Annotated in this window: 17 protein-coding genes and 1 pseudogene; 6 read left to right on the top strand and 12 right to left on the bottom strand. The window is 50.6% G+C overall.

What is annotated here, in order from left to right; all coding sequences use genetic code 11:
- Positions 1-49: 49 nt before the first annotated feature.
- Positions 50-268, bottom strand: coding sequence for a type II toxin-antitoxin system HicB family antitoxin (locus C4B57_03160; GenBank protein PXF55266.1), 219 nt, complete (start codon positions 266-268; stop codon positions 50-52).
- Positions 269-1128: 860 nt separating this feature from the next.
- Between C4B57_03160 and C4B57_03155 the strand changes: the two are divergent.
- The 6 genes and pseudogenes from C4B57_03155 (at position 1129) to C4B57_03130 (ending at position 6170) form a co-directional block, all read left to right on the top strand.
- A pseudogene (locus tag C4B57_03155) lies at positions 1129-1245 on the top strand (pilus assembly protein).
- Between the two features lie 709 nt (positions 1246-1954).
- Complete coding sequence (locus C4B57_03150; GenBank protein PXF55265.1) at positions 1955-2407, top strand: four helix bundle protein; 453 nt, start codon at positions 1955-1957, stop codon at positions 2405-2407.
- Between the two features lie 4 nt (positions 2408-2411).
- Complete coding sequence (locus C4B57_03145; protein ID PXF55264.1) at positions 2412-3143, top strand: ABC transporter ATP-binding protein; 732 nt, start codon at positions 2412-2414, stop codon at positions 3141-3143.
- A gap of 22 nt (positions 3144-3165) precedes the next feature.
- Entirely contained in the window at positions 3166-3978 is an 813-nt protein-coding gene (locus C4B57_03140) for a hypothetical protein (protein ID PXF55263.1), read from the top strand.
- Entirely contained in the window at positions 3972-4811 is an 840-nt protein-coding gene (locus tag C4B57_03135) for a hypothetical protein (protein ID PXF55262.1), read from the top strand. The genes C4B57_03140 and C4B57_03135 overlap by 7 nt, the downstream gene beginning before the upstream one ends.
- 42 nt (positions 4812-4853) lie before the next feature.
- Positions 4854-6170, top strand: coding sequence for a methylenetetrahydrofolate--tRNA-(uracil(54)-C(5))-methyltransferase (FADH(2)-oxidizing) TrmFO (locus C4B57_03130; protein ID PXF55261.1), 1317 nt, complete (start codon positions 4854-4856; stop codon positions 6168-6170).
- 9 nt (positions 6171-6179) lie between these two features.
- Here C4B57_03130 and C4B57_03125 read toward each other — a convergent pair whose 3' ends face one another.
- From C4B57_03125 to C4B57_03075, 11 genes are all read right to left on the bottom strand, one after another.
- Positions 6180-7376: an aminotransferase gene (locus tag C4B57_03125; GenBank protein ID PXF55260.1), complete on the bottom strand. Its 1197-nt coding sequence runs from the start codon at positions 7374-7376 to the stop codon at positions 6180-6182.
- A 91-nt stretch (positions 7377-7467) separates the two neighbouring features.
- Positions 7468-9036, bottom strand: a complete 1569-nt coding sequence (locus tag C4B57_03120) for a methylenetetrahydrofolate reductase (protein PXF55259.1) — start codon at positions 9034-9036, stop codon at positions 7468-7470.
- A gap of 35 nt (positions 9037-9071) precedes the next feature.
- Positions 9072-11027, bottom strand: coding sequence for a selenocysteine-specific translation elongation factor (selB, locus tag C4B57_03115; GenBank protein ID PXF55258.1), 1956 nt, complete (start codon positions 11025-11027; stop codon positions 9072-9074).
- A 3-nt stretch (positions 11028-11030) separates the two neighbouring features.
- Positions 11031-12587, bottom strand: coding sequence for a methionine--tRNA ligase (locus tag C4B57_03110; GenBank protein PXF55387.1), 1557 nt, complete (start codon positions 12585-12587; stop codon positions 11031-11033).
- A 58-nt stretch (positions 12588-12645) separates the two neighbouring features.
- Positions 12646-13563 (bottom strand): stage 0 sporulation protein, encoded by a 918-nt coding sequence (locus C4B57_03105; GenBank protein ID PXF55386.1) that lies wholly within the window; start codon positions 13561-13563, stop codon positions 12646-12648.
- Positions 13564-14108: 545 nt separating this feature from the next.
- Positions 14109-14492, bottom strand: a complete 384-nt coding sequence (locus tag C4B57_03100) for a VapC toxin family PIN domain ribonuclease (GenBank protein ID PXF55385.1) — start codon at positions 14490-14492, stop codon at positions 14109-14111.
- Between the two features lie 2 nt (positions 14493-14494).
- Positions 14495-14728, bottom strand: a complete 234-nt coding sequence (locus C4B57_03095; GenBank protein PXF55257.1) for a CopG family transcriptional regulator — start codon at positions 14726-14728, stop codon at positions 14495-14497.
- A 125-nt stretch (positions 14729-14853) separates the two neighbouring features.
- Positions 14854-15111 (bottom strand): type II toxin-antitoxin system mRNA interferase toxin, RelE/StbE family, encoded by a 258-nt coding sequence (locus tag C4B57_03090; GenBank protein PXF55256.1) that lies wholly within the window; start codon positions 15109-15111, stop codon positions 14854-14856.
- Positions 15098-15331, bottom strand: a complete 234-nt coding sequence (locus tag C4B57_03085; GenBank protein ID PXF55255.1) for a CopG family transcriptional regulator — start codon at positions 15329-15331, stop codon at positions 15098-15100. The genes C4B57_03090 and C4B57_03085 overlap by 14 nt, the downstream gene beginning before the upstream one ends.
- A gap of 112 nt (positions 15332-15443) precedes the next feature.
- Positions 15444-16256 carry an ATP-binding protein gene (locus C4B57_03080; protein ID PXF55384.1) on the bottom strand — a complete coding sequence of 271 codons (813 nt, stop codon included), beginning with the start codon at positions 16254-16256 and terminating at the stop codon, positions 15444-15446.
- 46 nt (positions 16257-16302) lie between these two features.
- Positions 16303-16665, bottom strand: coding sequence for a hypothetical protein (locus C4B57_03075; GenBank protein PXF55383.1), 363 nt, complete (start codon positions 16663-16665; stop codon positions 16303-16305).
- Between the last annotated feature and the right edge of the window lie 70 nt (positions 16666-16735).

Genomic DNA, 16735 nt, shown 5'->3' with positions numbered 1-16735 from the left:
GCCGCGACCTGTCCATCTGATTAAATGGCGATTGTTCTGCGGTGTGCCATTAAGCTACTTGGTAGACCACGGGACGATAATGTGGCTCAGGAACAGATTTTCCATGTGTACGTGCGGACTCCAACCATACATCTTTTGCCTTCAATACCTCCGGCAACGCTTCTTCTGGGGATTCTCCAAAAGCAGAGCAATACTTCAGATCGGGTATGTCTGCTACATATCCCTCGTCTTCTTCGCTGTAAAAGATATTGATGTGATAATCCTTCATTCCTCATCCTCCATTTTCAGATTATGGCTCTCAATTATCTTCAATCCAACTTGAACCCAAAGGCTTCGGCGACACCGGACGCCTCAGAGAACCTGATATTCCTGGATCCAGAAAGTAGTTTCTTTAGCAGCTTACGCCTGATCATATAGTTTTCCGGCACATTCTGTCAGAGCAGAACCCTGAACCTGAGCGGTTACACCTAATCTATCAAAAAATCGTATCTTTTACAAATTGATCAGGAATTTCTCCGTCCCCATTATTTCCTTATTTCTGATCCGGGGTGTCAATTTTTGTCATTAAAGGACTCTTTTTAGATACCAAACAAGGCGGAAAGTCGCATCCGATATCTCAGGCAATTCCCAAAACAGGCGTATTTCAGACCTCGTTAAGTGGTTCAGCAGTTGATTAGTTAAGTGGTTATTATTATTTGAATTTATATAGTTTGCATAGAAATTGGATACTTGATGTAATTGAAGCTCTAATATGCTGATTTAACATACTTATTTTTCGACTCAACGACTCAACGACTCAACTATTTGACGATATCTGTATTTACTGAGGTGCAGCAGGCCATGGCAATGTGGCATTGACCTTGCAGTAAAGTATGGCAACGCAGGGTCATATGATCGGAATTGAAATTGGAAATTGGAAATTTGAAATTGGGAAAAAGCAAAAAGGTGCGGATTCATTACCTAATTTCAAGTTTCAAATTTCATTTCAGATTAAATCAATAAAGGAGGTGAAATCGTATTTATCAAACATTTATCAAATCTGAAAAAGTTGACGATAGACATTTACAGTATGAACTCAAACCAATTATTTGATACAGGAGGTCTATTATGCTTGGATTTTTGAACAAGATGAAAAAGACAGGGTACAAAGGTTTTACCCTGGTCGAGCTGATGATTGTCGTGGCGATTATCGGGATCCTGGCCGCAATTGCCATCCCGCAGTTTTTGAGTTACAGGGTAAGGGCGAATAATACTGCTGGTGAGGCCCTGACAAAACAGATAAACAATTCACTTTCTGCCCTTAATTCAGACATTGCCGCTTACGGTTATCTGAATACCGGGAATACCCTTCAGACCGCACCCGGCTGTCCAGCCGCTGGTGGAAATAATGAGGTTGACGGCAGCCAGCAGGCATGGACCGCGGCGACAGCTACACAAGCTGGATGCATGGTCACTGGAACATATTATAACGCATCTGGTACGGCATTAAATATCAGCGGGGTAGGCCAGACCATACCCAACGGTCAGGACGCCGACATATGGGTTGCTCCAGATGCCAGTGGCGTTGCCGGGCAGACTTATATGGTCGTAGTTAAACCTTCAGGTGGCAATCGGGCCTTTGGCATCGACTCAGAGCTGTCTGATGTAATCTACTTTGTACAGAATGACACGTGGAGAGGCAAGAGTACTTTTGCCGCCACTACACTCGCAGTCCCTGCGATCACGCCTAATCAGTGCGATTTTGACCCGGCCGGTGACGATACAGGTGTAGCCGGCGGCGGTAAACCGACTAACAATTGGCATGTCCTGAAGTAGCAAACGGATCCTATTTGGACATACGGATTACCGCCTGAGGGTCAGACCTTTGGCGGTAATTTTTTTGGTAACCGTTCAGAGGTTCAGGGGTTCAGAGGTTCAGAGGTTCAGAGGTTCAGGGGTTCAGGATTAGAGAGCGATGAAAATTGAACGGTTTGAAGATATTGAGGCCTGGCAACTGGCACGTGAATTAACAGGGCGTGTGTATGGGCTGACAAGGAAGCCAGGGTTTACGAAAGACTTCGGATTGAAGAAACAGGTACAAGATGCTGCCAGATCATCGATGCATAATATTGCCGAAGGCTTTGATTCGGAGACAAATTCGGAGTTTGTTCGTTTTCTTCGGTATGCAAAGAGGTCTTGCTCCGAGGTCCAGAGTGAGCTTTACGTGGCGCTCGATCAACAATACATAACGAAAGCCGAGTTTCAGGATGTGTATGATCATGCCGGACGCACCCGCGCTGCCATTCGTGGTTTCATCAAATACTTGCTGGCTTATGAGCAGGGCCGGCGAAATAAAAGCAACCCTGAACCTATGAACCCTGAACCTATGAACCTATTATGTATGTTCAACCGAATGCCGGGAATATAACGGGATGAGCGAGATAGTCTTTGACCATGTGACAAAGAGCTTCAAATACGGTCTCAAGCAACAGACCGTGCTTCAGGACCTGTGCCTGGAGATAGAAAAAGGGGAGATCTTCGGATTCCTCGGCCCGAACGGGGCCGGCAAGAGCACGGCAATAAACGTGGCCCTTGATTTTATCCGGCCTGATAAAGGAAGGGTCCTCATAAAGGGGCTTCCCGGAAACAGTGTCGGATCACGGGGTCACGTGGGATATATGCCGGAGCATCCACAGTTTTATGAGCAGCTCTCCGCAAGGGAGCTTCTCTGTTTCGGCGGGCTTGTTTCCGGGATCAACAGGTCTGAAATCAATGAACATATTGAGATTATACTCGAAAAGCTGGAGCTCCTTCCCTTTATGAATCGCCCTGTCCGTACCTTTTCAAAGGGGATGAAACAACGTATAGGAATGGGCCTTGCCATGATTCATGACCCGGATATACTCATCCTGGACGAGCCCATGTCCGGCCTCGATCCTCTTGGCAGGAGGCTTGTGACCAGGCTTATCCTGGATTTCAAGGAAAGGGGAAAGACGGTCTTTTTTAGTTCCCATATACTAAATGACGTCGAAACCCTGTGCGACCGTATCGCCATCCTTGATAAAGGGAAGAGGCTGTTTTACGGCAATATCGAAGAGTTCTGCCGGGATTCCGGCTCCATGGAAGAGGCGTTTGTGGAGCGGATAACCAACTCCGGACATTAATGCAAAGGCTTCATAGATTTAGATGCACAATATCTGGCTGCTGACAAAGGTTACATTTAAACAAGGCATAAGGAGCAGAATTCTTGCAGGAATAGCCTTTCTGTCTGCCCTCCTCTTTGCCTCAAATATAGCAATAACGAACCTGTTTGCCATTGAAACGGGCAAGGTCATGGTGGATATCGGCTTTTCAGTCCTGTCTCTTGCCGGGCTCTCGATCATCTTTTTTCTTGGGATCGGCCTTGTAAGCCACGATATTCACAACAGGACCGTCTGCATGGTGATAAGCCGTCCCTTCACTCGCTGGCAATATATACTGGGCAAGTACGGGGGGCTGACTCTTATCCTGCTGACAGCCACGGTCATCCTCGGAGCGCTCGCCATCCTTTCCTTTTTCGTATGCTCGCTTCTCGTCCCAGGGCTCGAATTGCCCAGGGATTTCTCCTGGCCCGCCATCCTGGTGACGATCTCCTTTAATTTTCTCTCCCTCTTGGTGGTAATGTCCTTTGCCTTCTTTTTTACTATTATCTCTTCCAGTATCTATCTGGCCATGCTCTTTACCTTTTGCACATACTTCATCGGGCATTGCCTTGAGACCATTGTGAAGATACTGCAAGGCGGACATTTTGTGGATGCGAGCCCTTCATTGGTCTTCTTTCTGAAGACAATAAGCTGGATATTTCCCAATCTCTCGGCCTTTGATCTCAAGGCCAGCATGGCCTATGGCCTGCCGCTCGATCCGGTTTATCTCGGCTGGACCGCAGTCTACGGCTGCAGCTACTCCGTTTTGATGATGATATTTACATTTATTGTCTTCAGGCGCAGAGACATATGCTGAAAGTCGGAAACATAGCCGTCTATTTACTGCTGTCCGGATTCCTGATGGCTGCCTATGTGACAAGTGCCGTGAATATAGACCGGTTCAGGGATGAGATGTCTCCTGGGGAGACCGTTTCAACCTTGATAATCGCACCGGAGGCCCTTGAAATTGCGAGCGGTGAATTTCGTCAGGTCTTGGCTGACTACTTGCTGCTGAAGGCGTGTGCCTTCCTGGGCGGCCGGAATAAAATCAAAGGTCCGGACATGAAGGTCGTTGCCGCCCTCTTCGAACAGTCATTGCATCTGGACCCCTATTTCTTTCAGACCTGCTATTATGTGCAGGCCTTCCTGACCTGGCGAGGTGCCATGGTGGAGAAGGCCATTGACTTACTGAAAATCAGCAGGAAACACCGTTACTGGGACTGGCAACCCGGATACTATATCGGGTTTGATTACTTCTATTTCTTAAAAGACAACAATAAGGCAGCCAAACAATTGATGGAGACAGCCGAAATTCCCGGAGCGCCCCCTATTATATCTTCGCTTGCCGCGCGCATGGCCCATAAAAGCGGCCAGACGGAACTGGCGATAGCATTCCTGCAGACCATGTACGACAGGGCCAAAGATGAAAGCACAAGGACCTTCCTGCAGGATCGAATCAAGGCCCATACCGGGATACTGGTCCTTGAAAAGGCGGTCCGGCTTTTCCGGCTGAAATACGGTTACATCCCCGGCTCATTGGATGACCTGGTATCAAAAGGTATAATCCCGGAACTGCCTGAAAACCCCTATGGAGACAGGTATATTTATGAACCGGAAACCGGCCGGGTCTTTTTTGACCGGATCAGATAGCACTACGACCCGCTGTCGCCGGGTACACTTTAAAGATGCAAAATGGATAGATCCATAACCATCATAGGCGGGGGCCTGGCAGGCTGCGAAGCGGCCTGGCAGGCTGCAAACAGGGGCGTTGCGGTGCGCCTCTGCGAAATGAAGCCAGGGAATTTCTCGCCGGCGCACAGGAACCCCAACCTGGCAGAGCTCGTGTGCAGCAATTCCCTGAGGTCCGCATCTATCGATTCCGCAGTAGGTCTGCTGAAGGAAGAGATGCGCCTTGCAGGTTCCCTGATAATGGATGCGGCGCACAAGACCCGGGTCCCTGCGGGAAAGGCCCTGGCTGTGGACAGGGAGCGTTTTGCACAGGAAATTACTCAACGGATAGAAAGGCACCCTCTCATTTTCGTTGCTCGGGAAGAGGTTATGGAAATCCCCAAAGAGGGAGTCGTGGTTCTGGCAACAGGTCCCCTGACGTCAGAAATGCTCTCTCAGGCCATACAGGCCCTGATCGGAGTCGATTACCTCTATTTCTATGATGCAATCGCCCCTATCGTCATGGCAGATTCTATAGACCGTGAGGTGGCCTTCAGGCAGTCCCGCTACGGCCCTATAGGTAGGGGGGACTATCTGAACTGTCCCATGGATAAGGACACTTACGAACTTTTTGTCTCTGAACTGCTGAGGGCTGAGAAGGTCCCGCTTCGCGATTTTGAGAAGGCCGTTTACTTCGAGGGGTGCCTCCCGGTCGAGGTTATGGCCGAAAGGGGACGGGACGCTTTGAGGTACGGCCCGATGAAGCCTGTGGGGCTCACTGATCCCAGGACCGGGCGGGCGCCTCATGCAGCAGTCCAGCTCAGGCAGGAAGACCTGGAAGGCAGCATGTGCAACATGGTCGGTTTTCAGACCAAACTGAAATGGAAAGAGCAGGAGAGGATCTTCAGGCTCATCCCCGGTCTTGAGAATGCGGAGTTCGCCAGGCTTGGAAGCATCCACCGGAACACATTTGTATGCGCCCCGGAGGTACTCGGGCCTACTCTTCAGATGAAGAATGAGTCAAGGATACTTCTCGCGGGACAGATCAGCGGGGTAGAGGGCTATGTGGAATCCACCGCCATGGGGTGGCTTGCAGGGGTTAACGCGGCCCGCCTCGTACGGCATGAGGCCCCATTCATCCCTCCTGCAGCAACTGCACACGGCGCCCTGATACAGCATATTACCCGGGCCGACCCCAAGAGGTTTCAGCCGATGAACATAAATTTCGGTCTCTTCCCAGGGCTTGAGAAAAAAATACCAAGGAGGGAAAGGGGTAAGGCCTATTCTCAAAGGGCGCTTGAGGCCTGGAAAGGGTTTCTGCTGAACGGCTTTTGCAGCTAAACGGAACTATCAGAAATGCCGCCTCATATATCCCTCCAGCCGGTCATAGGCCTCGTTCAGGATATCTTCAGGAGGGAGAAAGACCACGCGGAAATGCGGTGTCTCGGGCAGGGAGCCGAAGCCGCTGCCATGTACCACGACTACACCGGTCTCGCGGATGAGGTCCTTTACGAATTCCTTGTCATCTATATCTGCCTCTATCCTGGGAAAGGCATAGAATGCACCGTTAGGTCTCTGGCAGGATATGCCCGGAATGGCATTCAGCCTTTCGATTGTCAGGTCCCTGCGTCGAATCAGTTTTTCTATCGTCTCTTTAATATGTATCTGATCGCCGTTCAGGGCGGATGGTATTGCAAACTGCTTTGGGTGCGGGGCGCAGAGCCTGGCCCTCACAAGCTTTTTCATGGCCTCGGTGTAATCCTCCACAAGCTCTTGAGCCCCGCTTACTATGGACCAGCCGATGCGGAAACCAGGGGCAAGATAGCACTTGGAAAGACCGTTAAAGGTCACCATGGGGAGTTCTTTGTCCAGTGAGGCCATACTGATGTGGGGCTGGCTGTTCAGGATAAGCTTGTCGTATATCTCGTCGCTGAGAATTACCAGGTTATAACGCCTTGCAAGTTCTATCACCTGACGCAGTATATCCTCCTTGTATACCGCACCTGTGGGATTATTGGGGTTTATGATCACAATTGCCCGGGTGTTTTCATCTATCTGTCTCTCTATATGATCGATGTCGGGCTGCCAGGCGTTATCTTCGTCCAGCATATAAGGCCTGGCCTCACCGATCAGGCGGCTGAGGAGCGCATTGTAAAGGGGGTAGCCCGGCGACGGGACAAGCACGTTTTCCCCCTTGTTTACCAGCGCGGAGAGGGCAAAATCAATGGCCTCACTCGCACCGGTGGTAATCAGTATTTCATACGGCTCTATACCGTTCTTCCTGGTTTCCTGCCTCACGGCCTCAATGGCCTCCGGTACCCCATCAGAGTCGGAATACCCGGTGTAATTATCCAGCATTGCCCTATGTGTGGCATCTATGAGGTGCCTCGGTGTGTGAAAACCAAAGAGCACGGGATCGCCTATGTTAAGATAAAAGAGATCGCCGCCAGCGGCCTTTCTCTCCCCTGCGACCAGTACGATATCCCTGATGGCATAAGCAATGTGTTCTGTCCGTCTCGAAGGAATGATTTTTTTAAGTGTATTCATATTGACTGTCTACCAATAAAACTCGGTTGTGAAAATTCAGTTGGCCGTTTGCTGGGCCTATCTCAATGAATTCACCCAACACTCTTATTTGTCAACTGAATTTTTTAATCATCCGAATTTTATGATGATCCCTCCCAAGATAGAAATTCAACCATGAGGAGGTGTTGTAAAGAATCCAGTCTCGCGGAGGAAGCGGAAGGCCACTCAGCCTTTCCTGTTTGCCAAGGCTCTTAAGCCTTTCATATACCCTTACATAAAAACACTTCTGCCTCCCCGGCCAGACTTCGCACCAGCCGTCTCTGCTGCCCCCGCATGGGCCGTTCAGCAGAAACTTGGCACACCCGGACTGGGGACACAGAAATCCCATTTCTTCCAGGGTGCAGTCTCCACAGCACCGGCAATCATAAAGCCACTTTTTTATCCAATATTCAAAAGAAGTAAAACAGCTCTGTGAAGACGAGCCGTCAATCCATCCTGCCATCCTGCGCAGGGAGCTGAAAAGAGGTCTCCCGGGTTCAAAGGCAAGCTCGTGGAAAAGGCGTCCGAGACCCAGGCCGAGCGAATCTTTTAAAGAGGGCGTAGCATCTGCCCCTGGATTTGGCTCGTCACGGTTGAGCCAGGTCCCCGGATCTTCCTTGAAATACCAGAATTTCCATTCCTCAGGAAAAAGAAACTGGCATGTAAAGAGCTTCCATCTCTCGCCTATCTCATTGGCCCGTTTAATGACCCATTCAACTTGGGAGTATTTGAGACCGGGGCCGCTGAGATGCACCCCTTCGTAGCCGATACCCCTCAGTATCGACACTAACCGCGCTGCGCGCTCCAGCCTGGCACCCTTCCCCCGGTCATCCGACATGGCCTCCTGTTCCATACGCTCAAGGAGCCTGCCCGGCAAAATGCATCCCGGAATTTCTCCCCTGTGCAGGATCCTTGCCAATTTTATCGTCGGTATAAATACCGTTCCTAAAAGAGGCACCCTGAGGCCTTCCCTGTCCATAAACCGCCTGAGCTCATCGAATTTGCGCACGTCAAAACCCATTTGCGTTATTACAAAGCTTGCCCCGGCAGCCACCTTTCGCTTGAGCTTCAGGTATTGAGGGATAAGCTCAGATTCCAGGCGCTTGAAGGGAGATACGACACAGCCGGCATGAAAGCTCATGGGGGCCAGCTTTACACCCCCATATGGTGCCTTGGAATCAAGAACGAATCCCCGGTTCATGTCGGAGACCATGCCCAGGACCTGGACTGAATCCAGATCGAATACGGGCTTGGCGTTTCCCATGAATCCGTATCCTGGATAATCCCCTGTGAGCACCAGGAGGTTTTTAAGGCCGGATCGATCAAGCACGAATAGCTGGCTCTCCACGAGATTACGATTTTTGTCCTTGCAGGAAAAGTGGATGATTGGATCGATCCCAAGGGCCTTTATCTCAGAGCCAAGTGCCATGGGCGACAATGCAGGATGTCCTTCGGCGTTGTCCGTTATGGAGAGGGCGCTGATCAGGCCGCCGGCCGCCGCCTCTCCGGCAAACCGGAGGATCTCGTCAATGGCCTTGCCCCTTGAGGCCCTGGCGGGCACAAGCTCAAATGTAATTACAAAACCGCGTTCCGTCCTTCCGACATCATATCCTGGATCCCTTTGGGCCAGACGCTCTTCCATGGCCTTTTGGAGCTTTGAGTGGAAAGAATCGGTTGTCAGCCTTCCAGTCCTCCGCGCAGCTTGCGCTTATCACCTATTCGTATGGTCACCCGCCGGTTGTCCAGATACTCAAGGAGCGGAATCATATACTTTCTGGAAAGCCCTCCGGCAAGGTCCCGGAATTCGTTTATGCCAAGCTCGCCGTGATCTTTAATGAAGCAAATGACCATATCCTTAACTCTGTCCAGGATACTGTGGTGAAAATAGAGATCCTCCTTCAAGCGCACAAGAATCCCTTCTCTGACCATCAGATCAAATATCGTGTCCGCCGCCTTCTTACGCCCTGCCATACGGCCAATGGCATCCTCACGAAAAGGGGGCTGAAAACCGGCCCGCTTGAAGATAAGCTCAAGTTCTCTTCTGATCTCTTTTTCTTCATCCCCGAGAGTCACATGGTGTGTAGAGAGCCTGACAAGATCCTTTTCGTGTGCAACCTTTCCTGACTTGACAAGATCAGTAAGAAGCATTTGAAACAGCCTTTGATTTGTTGATTGAAAAACAGGTCCCGTAACACCGGCTGCGGAAAAGAGGCGGGACCTCAGCTCTTCTTTGGACAGGCCCTGGACAAGAGGGTTGTCATGATGAAAGGTCTCCAGGATACTCAATGCCCGTTCCTTCAGGATCCCGTAAACTTTACCGTGGATGAGTCTCTGCCCTTCTCCCTCAAAGCACACAACTTTTCTGGAACTCAGGAGAGGATCAAGCTCCCTGGCAAGGCGTTTTCCATATATACTGCTACGCATTGCGATCTCTGATCTTGAGAGCCCCCTCACGCCCGCACGTTCCAGATGATAGCCGATGATGTCAGCCGGTCCGCCCCTGGCCAGGATATCCAGCTCCGCCCAGAGTGCGGGCCGGGTCCGCTTCCGTCTCCTGGGGACAGGGTGGAGGATCCTTCCGCCACCTATGGTACGGACAGGCGAATAACTCCTTATGACATAGTGATCTCCGGAGAGGACCGCCACCGGCTCCTTCAACATTATCTGGATATAGGACTCTGAACCCGGAGCAAGCTCGTCTCCCTGGAGCAGGACCCTTCCGATAACCTCGGCCGTTCCCACGTGAAAGCGAACCGGACTCCTGTGCCGCAGGGGACGGCCTGAGCTGGCAAGATACAGAAAATTCAAATCAACGAGGCAGCTCGCGTGCAGGCTCCCCGGAGTAGCAGCAACATCTCCCCTGCTGACATCTTCCTTGTCAATACCCTGTAGATTGAGGGCCGTGCGCATCCCCGGATGGGCCTCCTGGGCATCCTTTCCATGTATCTGGATGCCCCGAATCCTGGCGGTCATCCCTTTGGGATAGATAGATACCTCGTCTCCCAGCCTGATCTGCCCGGAAATGGAAGTGCCGGTGACTACCGTGCCAAATCCTTTGACGCTGAACACCCTGTCCACCGGAAGGCGATAGGGTCCGACCGGGGCCCTTGGCACCACTTCTGATATCGTCTCATCCAGAACCCTGAGGAATTCGTCAAGACCTTCTCCGGTGGTAGAGGAGACAGCCAGCACAGGGGCATCTTCCAGAAATGTACCTGAGACAAAATCACTGATGTCCTCAGTAACCATTTCCAGCCATTCCTGTTCCACAAGGTCTTTCTTGGTGAGGACAACAAGCCCTTTCTTGACCCCAAGGAGCTGGCATATCTCCAGGTGTTCCGTGGTCTGGGGCATGATTCCTTCGTCGGCAGCCACCACAAGGACAACGAGGTCCATCCCCATGGCCCCTGCCACCATGTTTTTTACAAAACGTTCGTGGCCCGGTACGTCCACCACCCCAACCTGCTGGCCTGACGGGAGAGAAAGGTGGGCAAAACCCAGTTCAATAGTGATGCCCCGCTCTTTTTCCTCCTTTAGCCGGTCGGTATCTATGCCGGTCAGGGCTTTGACCAGGGCGGTCTTCCCATGGTCAATGTGTCCAGCAGTACCAATAATAATGGTTTTGGTATCCATGGATCAGCCCGCCTTCTTGCCCGCCTTACCTGTTTCTAACCTGGGAAACAGGGATGGTATACGTGAGATATTGGTCCCAGGAATCAGGATTCCCCAGCGCCGGGCCGCGTCAAGATTCAGATCCACCTGTGGGTCAAGACCCATGGCCTCCTGCATTTTTCCGGCGGTTGACGGCATTACGGGGGCCAGCAGGATCGAAAAGATCCGAAGAGACTCAAGGAGTGTGTAGAGAACATTCCTCAACCGGCCGGCCTCAGCCGGGTCCCTGGCCAAGACCCATGGGGCGGAGGTGTCAATCACTTTGTTGGCCGCGTTTATTACTTCCCAGACTGCCTGCAGGGCCTTGTGTATGGCAAAGGACTCCATGGACTTTTCCCAGACGGGTACCAAGCCCAGCGCGGCCTCACGCAGCTCTTTCTCCGGACCATCCTGATCCTGAGGTGACGGGACCTTTCCTCCGACATATTTCTGTACCATGGCCAGGGTGCGGCTCACGAGATTCCCCAGGTCATTGGCAAGATCGGCGTTTATCCTCAAAGTGAAGGATTTTTCGCTGAATCCGGCATCCAGGCCGAAGACCATCTCCTGCATCAGACAGTATCTGGTTGCATCTACACCAAAGGATTCAACCAGATCAATCGGTCGTACTACATTTCCGAGGCTCTTGGACATCTTCTGATCACGCATCTGCCAATATCCGTGGACATGGAGACGCCTATAAGGCTTGAGTCCAATGGCCTTGAGCATAGTAGGCCAGTATATCCCGTGAGGCTTCAGGATGTCTTTGGCTATCACGTGCTCGGCCACCGGCCAGAATTTTGAAAAATTTGGATCATCCGGATATCCCAGACCGGTCAGATAGTTGATCAGGGCATCAAACCAGACATAGGTTATAAATCTATCGTCAAAAGGAAGTGGTATGCCCCATGTGAGACGGCTGGTCGGCCTTGAGATGCACAGATCATCCAGGGGATCTTTCAAAAAGGACAGTACTTCATTCCTGTAACGCTCAGGCGTGATGAACCACTGGTGCTTCTTTATATGGTCCACCAGCCAGTCCTGATATCGACTCATAAGGAAGAAGTAATTTTTTTCCTTCAATCGCACCGGGACAGTGCCATGATCCGGGCACCTTCCGTCCTTGAGCTCCCGTTCCATATAGAAGCGCTCACACCCAAAGCAGTAAAGCCCCTCATATTCCCTGAAGACTATGTCCCCTTTGTCGCAGACTTCCTGCAATATGCGCTGGACAGTTGCAACATGGTTCTGTTCCGTGGTGCGAATAAATCTGTCAGGCTCTATGTTCAAAAGGGACCAGGAATCCCTGAATAAGGCGCTTATCCTGTCTGCATATGCTTTTGGATCTGTTCCCTGCTTCTCTGCTGCCTGAACAACTTTATCCCCGTGTTCATCTGTTCCGGTCAGAAAAAAGGTCTCCTCCCCTCGAAGTTTATGGAACCGGTTCTGCACATCTGTAATCACAGTTGAATATGCATGACCCAGATGAGGTTCTGCATTTACGTAGTAGATGGGCGTTGTTATATAGAATCTGTTTTTCATTGAAAATTTGGGATCCTTAAACTTGAAATTGGAAATTGGATAAAAACATAACCTCTCATTAAGACCCGGCATTCCGACAGCTTCCCGTTTGGATAGGATGGCCGGCATTGTCTTTGGAGGCTGTCGAATGTTTCGATCTTCTTTTTTCAGCTCCAGGTTTGTTCTCAGATTGCTTCTGTTTTGGTGAACGGGTGATTGACCTGTCTGGTTTTCTCTGTTTTTTATTATTTTTGATTAAAGATCTGGCCTTTTTCTTTTTATATTGCTCAAGCTCTGAAATTTTGAATTCGACTTGGGTGGCATCGGAAAGAGCAACCGTGACTGTCTGGCGCAGTATGTCTTGCCGCACTACCTTGCCTTGTCCGGCAGGAGTATTACAAGGCTTTCCAAGAGGAGGCATGTTTTTGGCCAATTCCAGGTATGTTTCGTATTCACACGTGAGACAGCAAAGCAGTCTGCCGCAGATCCCTGATATCTTGTTTGGATTCAGGGGAAGGTTCTGGCATTTGGCCATCTTTATGGATACAGGATCAAAATCCTTAAGAAAGCTGGCGCAACACAGCTCCCGGCCGCAATTTCCTATTCCTCCTATCATTTTGGTCTCGTGCCTTATTCCTATCTGATGCATTTCAACTCGTGTCTGCAGCATATTTACCAGGTCTTTTACCAGCTTCCTGAAATCTACTCTGCCCTCCGCGGAATAGTAAAATATAATCCTGCTTCCATCGAAGAAACTCTCCACCCTGACCAGCTTCATGGAAAGGCCCAGGGCACGAATACGCTCTGCGCAAACATCCCTGGCGGTCTTTTCCCGATCCAGATTCCGATAGTAGAGTTCTATTTCGTGAGTACTGGCCAGACGTTCCACCCTGGGAAGGAGCGTCTTCATGGGCATTCTTATCTTGACAGGGCGTCCCATTACCCGGCCGACCTCGATTCCATGCTCTGTGGGCACTACTACCCACTCCGCATCCATTACCGGAACACTGCCTGCGTTGTAATGGGACGGAGGCCATTTTGGCCTGAAGCGGACCGCAACAAGTACCAGGAATGCTTCGTCCCGGTTCTCCTGTCCCTTGAGATCCGATGCACGGGCATCAGGTTCATTATTATGCCCCTGAACACTTGCTATTTCCATATTTCCTTTTTTCATAATCCTGCATAATAACAGATTCTTTCACGAAAATCCCCTAACTCGGATAAAAATTCAGAAATTCGACAACAATTGTCATAGTAGCCCTATTTTTGCTGCCGGTTCGGCCTCCTCCGACTCTGCAGCGATGAAGTCTCTGTAATGGAAACGGAGCGAAGGGGGCAACATGTCCAAAGTTACAAACAGGTCAATCAATAATGGGAGGAACCAGTGATTTATGCAAACCCGGCAATTTGTGAGGGACATGAAGAGCCGGATGAGTCGAGAGACTCACGTCCGGATCTGTGAGGGCCTGGGGGTGAAATTCCCCCGGGCTACCCGACCGGGGGCCGGGGGGAGAAAGAACCCCCGGATACCCGATTGGCCTTCTACTTCCTGTAAGCCGGCCTGAGGCCCTTCAACATAGGGTAGTGTTTCGTGTTGAGGGTCTTCAGTTCCGCTTTCTCGGATTCAGCGGTAGCAGCCAGGATTGCGTCTGCAAGTCCGACGCTGTGTGACTTGCCGTAATCGCGTCTGTAGAGACCTCCAGACTTCGCAATCTCAGGAGTGACGGGGATAACACGGAAGAGAGACACGAAGTTATCGAGGGCAGACTGCTCCGGGTCTCCTTTCACTCCGGCATGCAGCTCCGCAACAACGATTGACGAGAGAATGATCCGTGAGGAGTGGGCGTTGATGAAGGCGATCGCTTCAGTACGGCCTCGCAAGAAATCAACAAGAACATCTGTGTCGACAACGATTGGTTCGGCCATGATTAGGTTCTGTCCCATTCAGTTCGCATTGTCTCGAAGTCAGGAAGATCCGTACGCTCCTTCCATATTCCGGCTACCTCGCGTAATACCGCCTCTCGTCGCCCGCGTCCTGCTTGATTGATGAGGCGATCAACAGCCTCCCGAATAAGCTCGCTTTGTTTCTTCCCGACGGCCTTGGCGATAGCAGCTAGTTCATCTCGTTGACGCTTTGTCAGGTATATCTGAGTCCGTACCATACTATACCTCCAGTACTGTATACATCAGTATTATACACCACACTTCTTGTCAAGGCCAACATGCTGTTCACCAGTCGGTGCGGAGCAGGAGCGGAACACCGGTCTGGTGCACTGATATGTTTGCTTTATCTGTATACATCTTTTCGGTGTCCAACCTTTACAATCCAAACTGTCAATTCATAATCCTGGATAGAATATACAATCCGATATCTACCTTGTCGCAGCCGGTACCTATCTTGGCCAGTAAGCTTCTCGCATCCGGAAGGGCGTGGATTTTCTGATAAATCTTTTATCCTTTTTAAAATGTTTCGCAGATCCTTTTTCGGGATCTTTCTCAAGTCCTTCCAAACCGATTCTCGGAAATAGACCTTATATTCGGCCATCTATTTTCAGCCTTTTTATCATTTCATCATAGGAAATCAGGGCTTCGCCGGCTCTTTGATCAAATGCTGCAAGGTCCTCCGCATCTTCGGCGAGAGATTCTCTAATAGCCGTGTTAACGAGGTCGGAAATAGACCTGGAAGTCTCAGCTGATTTTAATTTCAGCGCTTTATGAAGAACGGGGTCCAAATAGATGGTTGTTCTTTTTGCGACTGTTGCCATAATGTCACCTCCTGTTTTGTGACATTATAACGCTATAACCCTCGATGGCCACTTCAAAATACCCCACCTGTGGCCGGGTCAAAATACCCCGGCGACAGGTTAAAGTAGTGTACTAATCTTGGGGGTAAAAATCCATCGTTTTTCCTTTTTCATCCTGGTTTTTTCTTTTGATTTCCGATAATCGTGATGCCGCTTCTTTGAGACGGTAGCTTTTCCCTTTGAAGTTGAGGAGGTGGCCCCGGTGAAGGAGGCGATCGAGGATAGCCGAAGAGGCGGCGTTATCCCTGAGGAGCTTCCCCCAGTCTTCTATTGGTCTGTTCGACGTAAGGAGTGTACTTTTTCTTGAAGAATAGCGATTCAAGATAATATCCAGCAGATCGTCAGCGGCTTGTTCCGGGATTTTCTTGCGCAGGAATAGATCGTCGATAACCAAGAGATCGGTTTCGGAGAAGAGTTTATTGACCTTTTTCCTTCGTTTCAGTTGAGTGGCTTCGAAGAGGTCCTCGAAAAATATATGAGCTTCCCGGTAGAGGACCTTGTATCCTGAGAGGATGGCGGCGTTAGCGACTGTTTTGGCGATGTGGCTTTTCCCGGTCCCCGGCGATCCGATCAGGAAGGCGTCATGCCCATCCCGAATAAATTTTCCGCTCACCAGTTCATAGATTGCCTTTTTGGGCAGGTTCGGGTTGAAGCCCCAGTCGAACTCCGTGAGTGTAGGTCGTTCTGTAAGACCGGATGCCTTGAAACGCGTTTCAGTGAGGCGGGATTTTCGGTAATCCAATTCGTCCTGTACCATGCAGGCAAAGACCTCTGTGAAAGAAGCGTCCTGATTGGCCTGGATGATCCGGGTATCGAGGGTCGCGATCATGCCATTGAGCCGGAGGGTTTTGAGATGTCTTTCGATTTCAGCAAGTGGCATATTCATGGCTTCATCTCCTTTTTTCTTTTTCATCCTGTGATTCTCGTTTTGTTCAAAGGATCCCTTGCCTGCGCAGAGCACGAAGTTGCTCCAGGGACATATCCGCCGGGTCCTGGATGGATTCTGGAATGGGTTGGGCTCCCTGGCCGTTCAAGGGTACCAGCTGATTCCAATCAAACACGGTGACAGAGAGGCCGTGATGGGATAGCTGTTCTCGTACCTGCTGAGCCCCGGTTAGTCCTGCCTGGTCCCGGTCCAGGAACAACAGGATTTGAGGGAATCGTACCAGGGTTTGGATCCTGACCAACCGCTCGATCTGTTCCCCGGAGACGGCGTTTCCCATCAACGCGACGACATTGCGGCAACCGGCTTCCACGAGCTTTGCCACATCGAAAAATCCTTCTGTGAGGATCAGGCCGAACTTGTTCGCTTGACGCCAAGCCTCTTCATCCAGCAGGATGTGATCCTGGTTGTAGATCTCCCAG

Source organism: Deltaproteobacteria bacterium (assembly GCA_003194485.1).
Lineage (GTDB): Bacteria > Desulfobacterota > Dissulfuribacteria > Dissulfuribacterales > UBA3076 > UBA3076.
The sequence above is the reverse complement of the archived record's forward strand: the minus strand, read 5'-3'. Positions and strand labels throughout refer to the sequence as shown.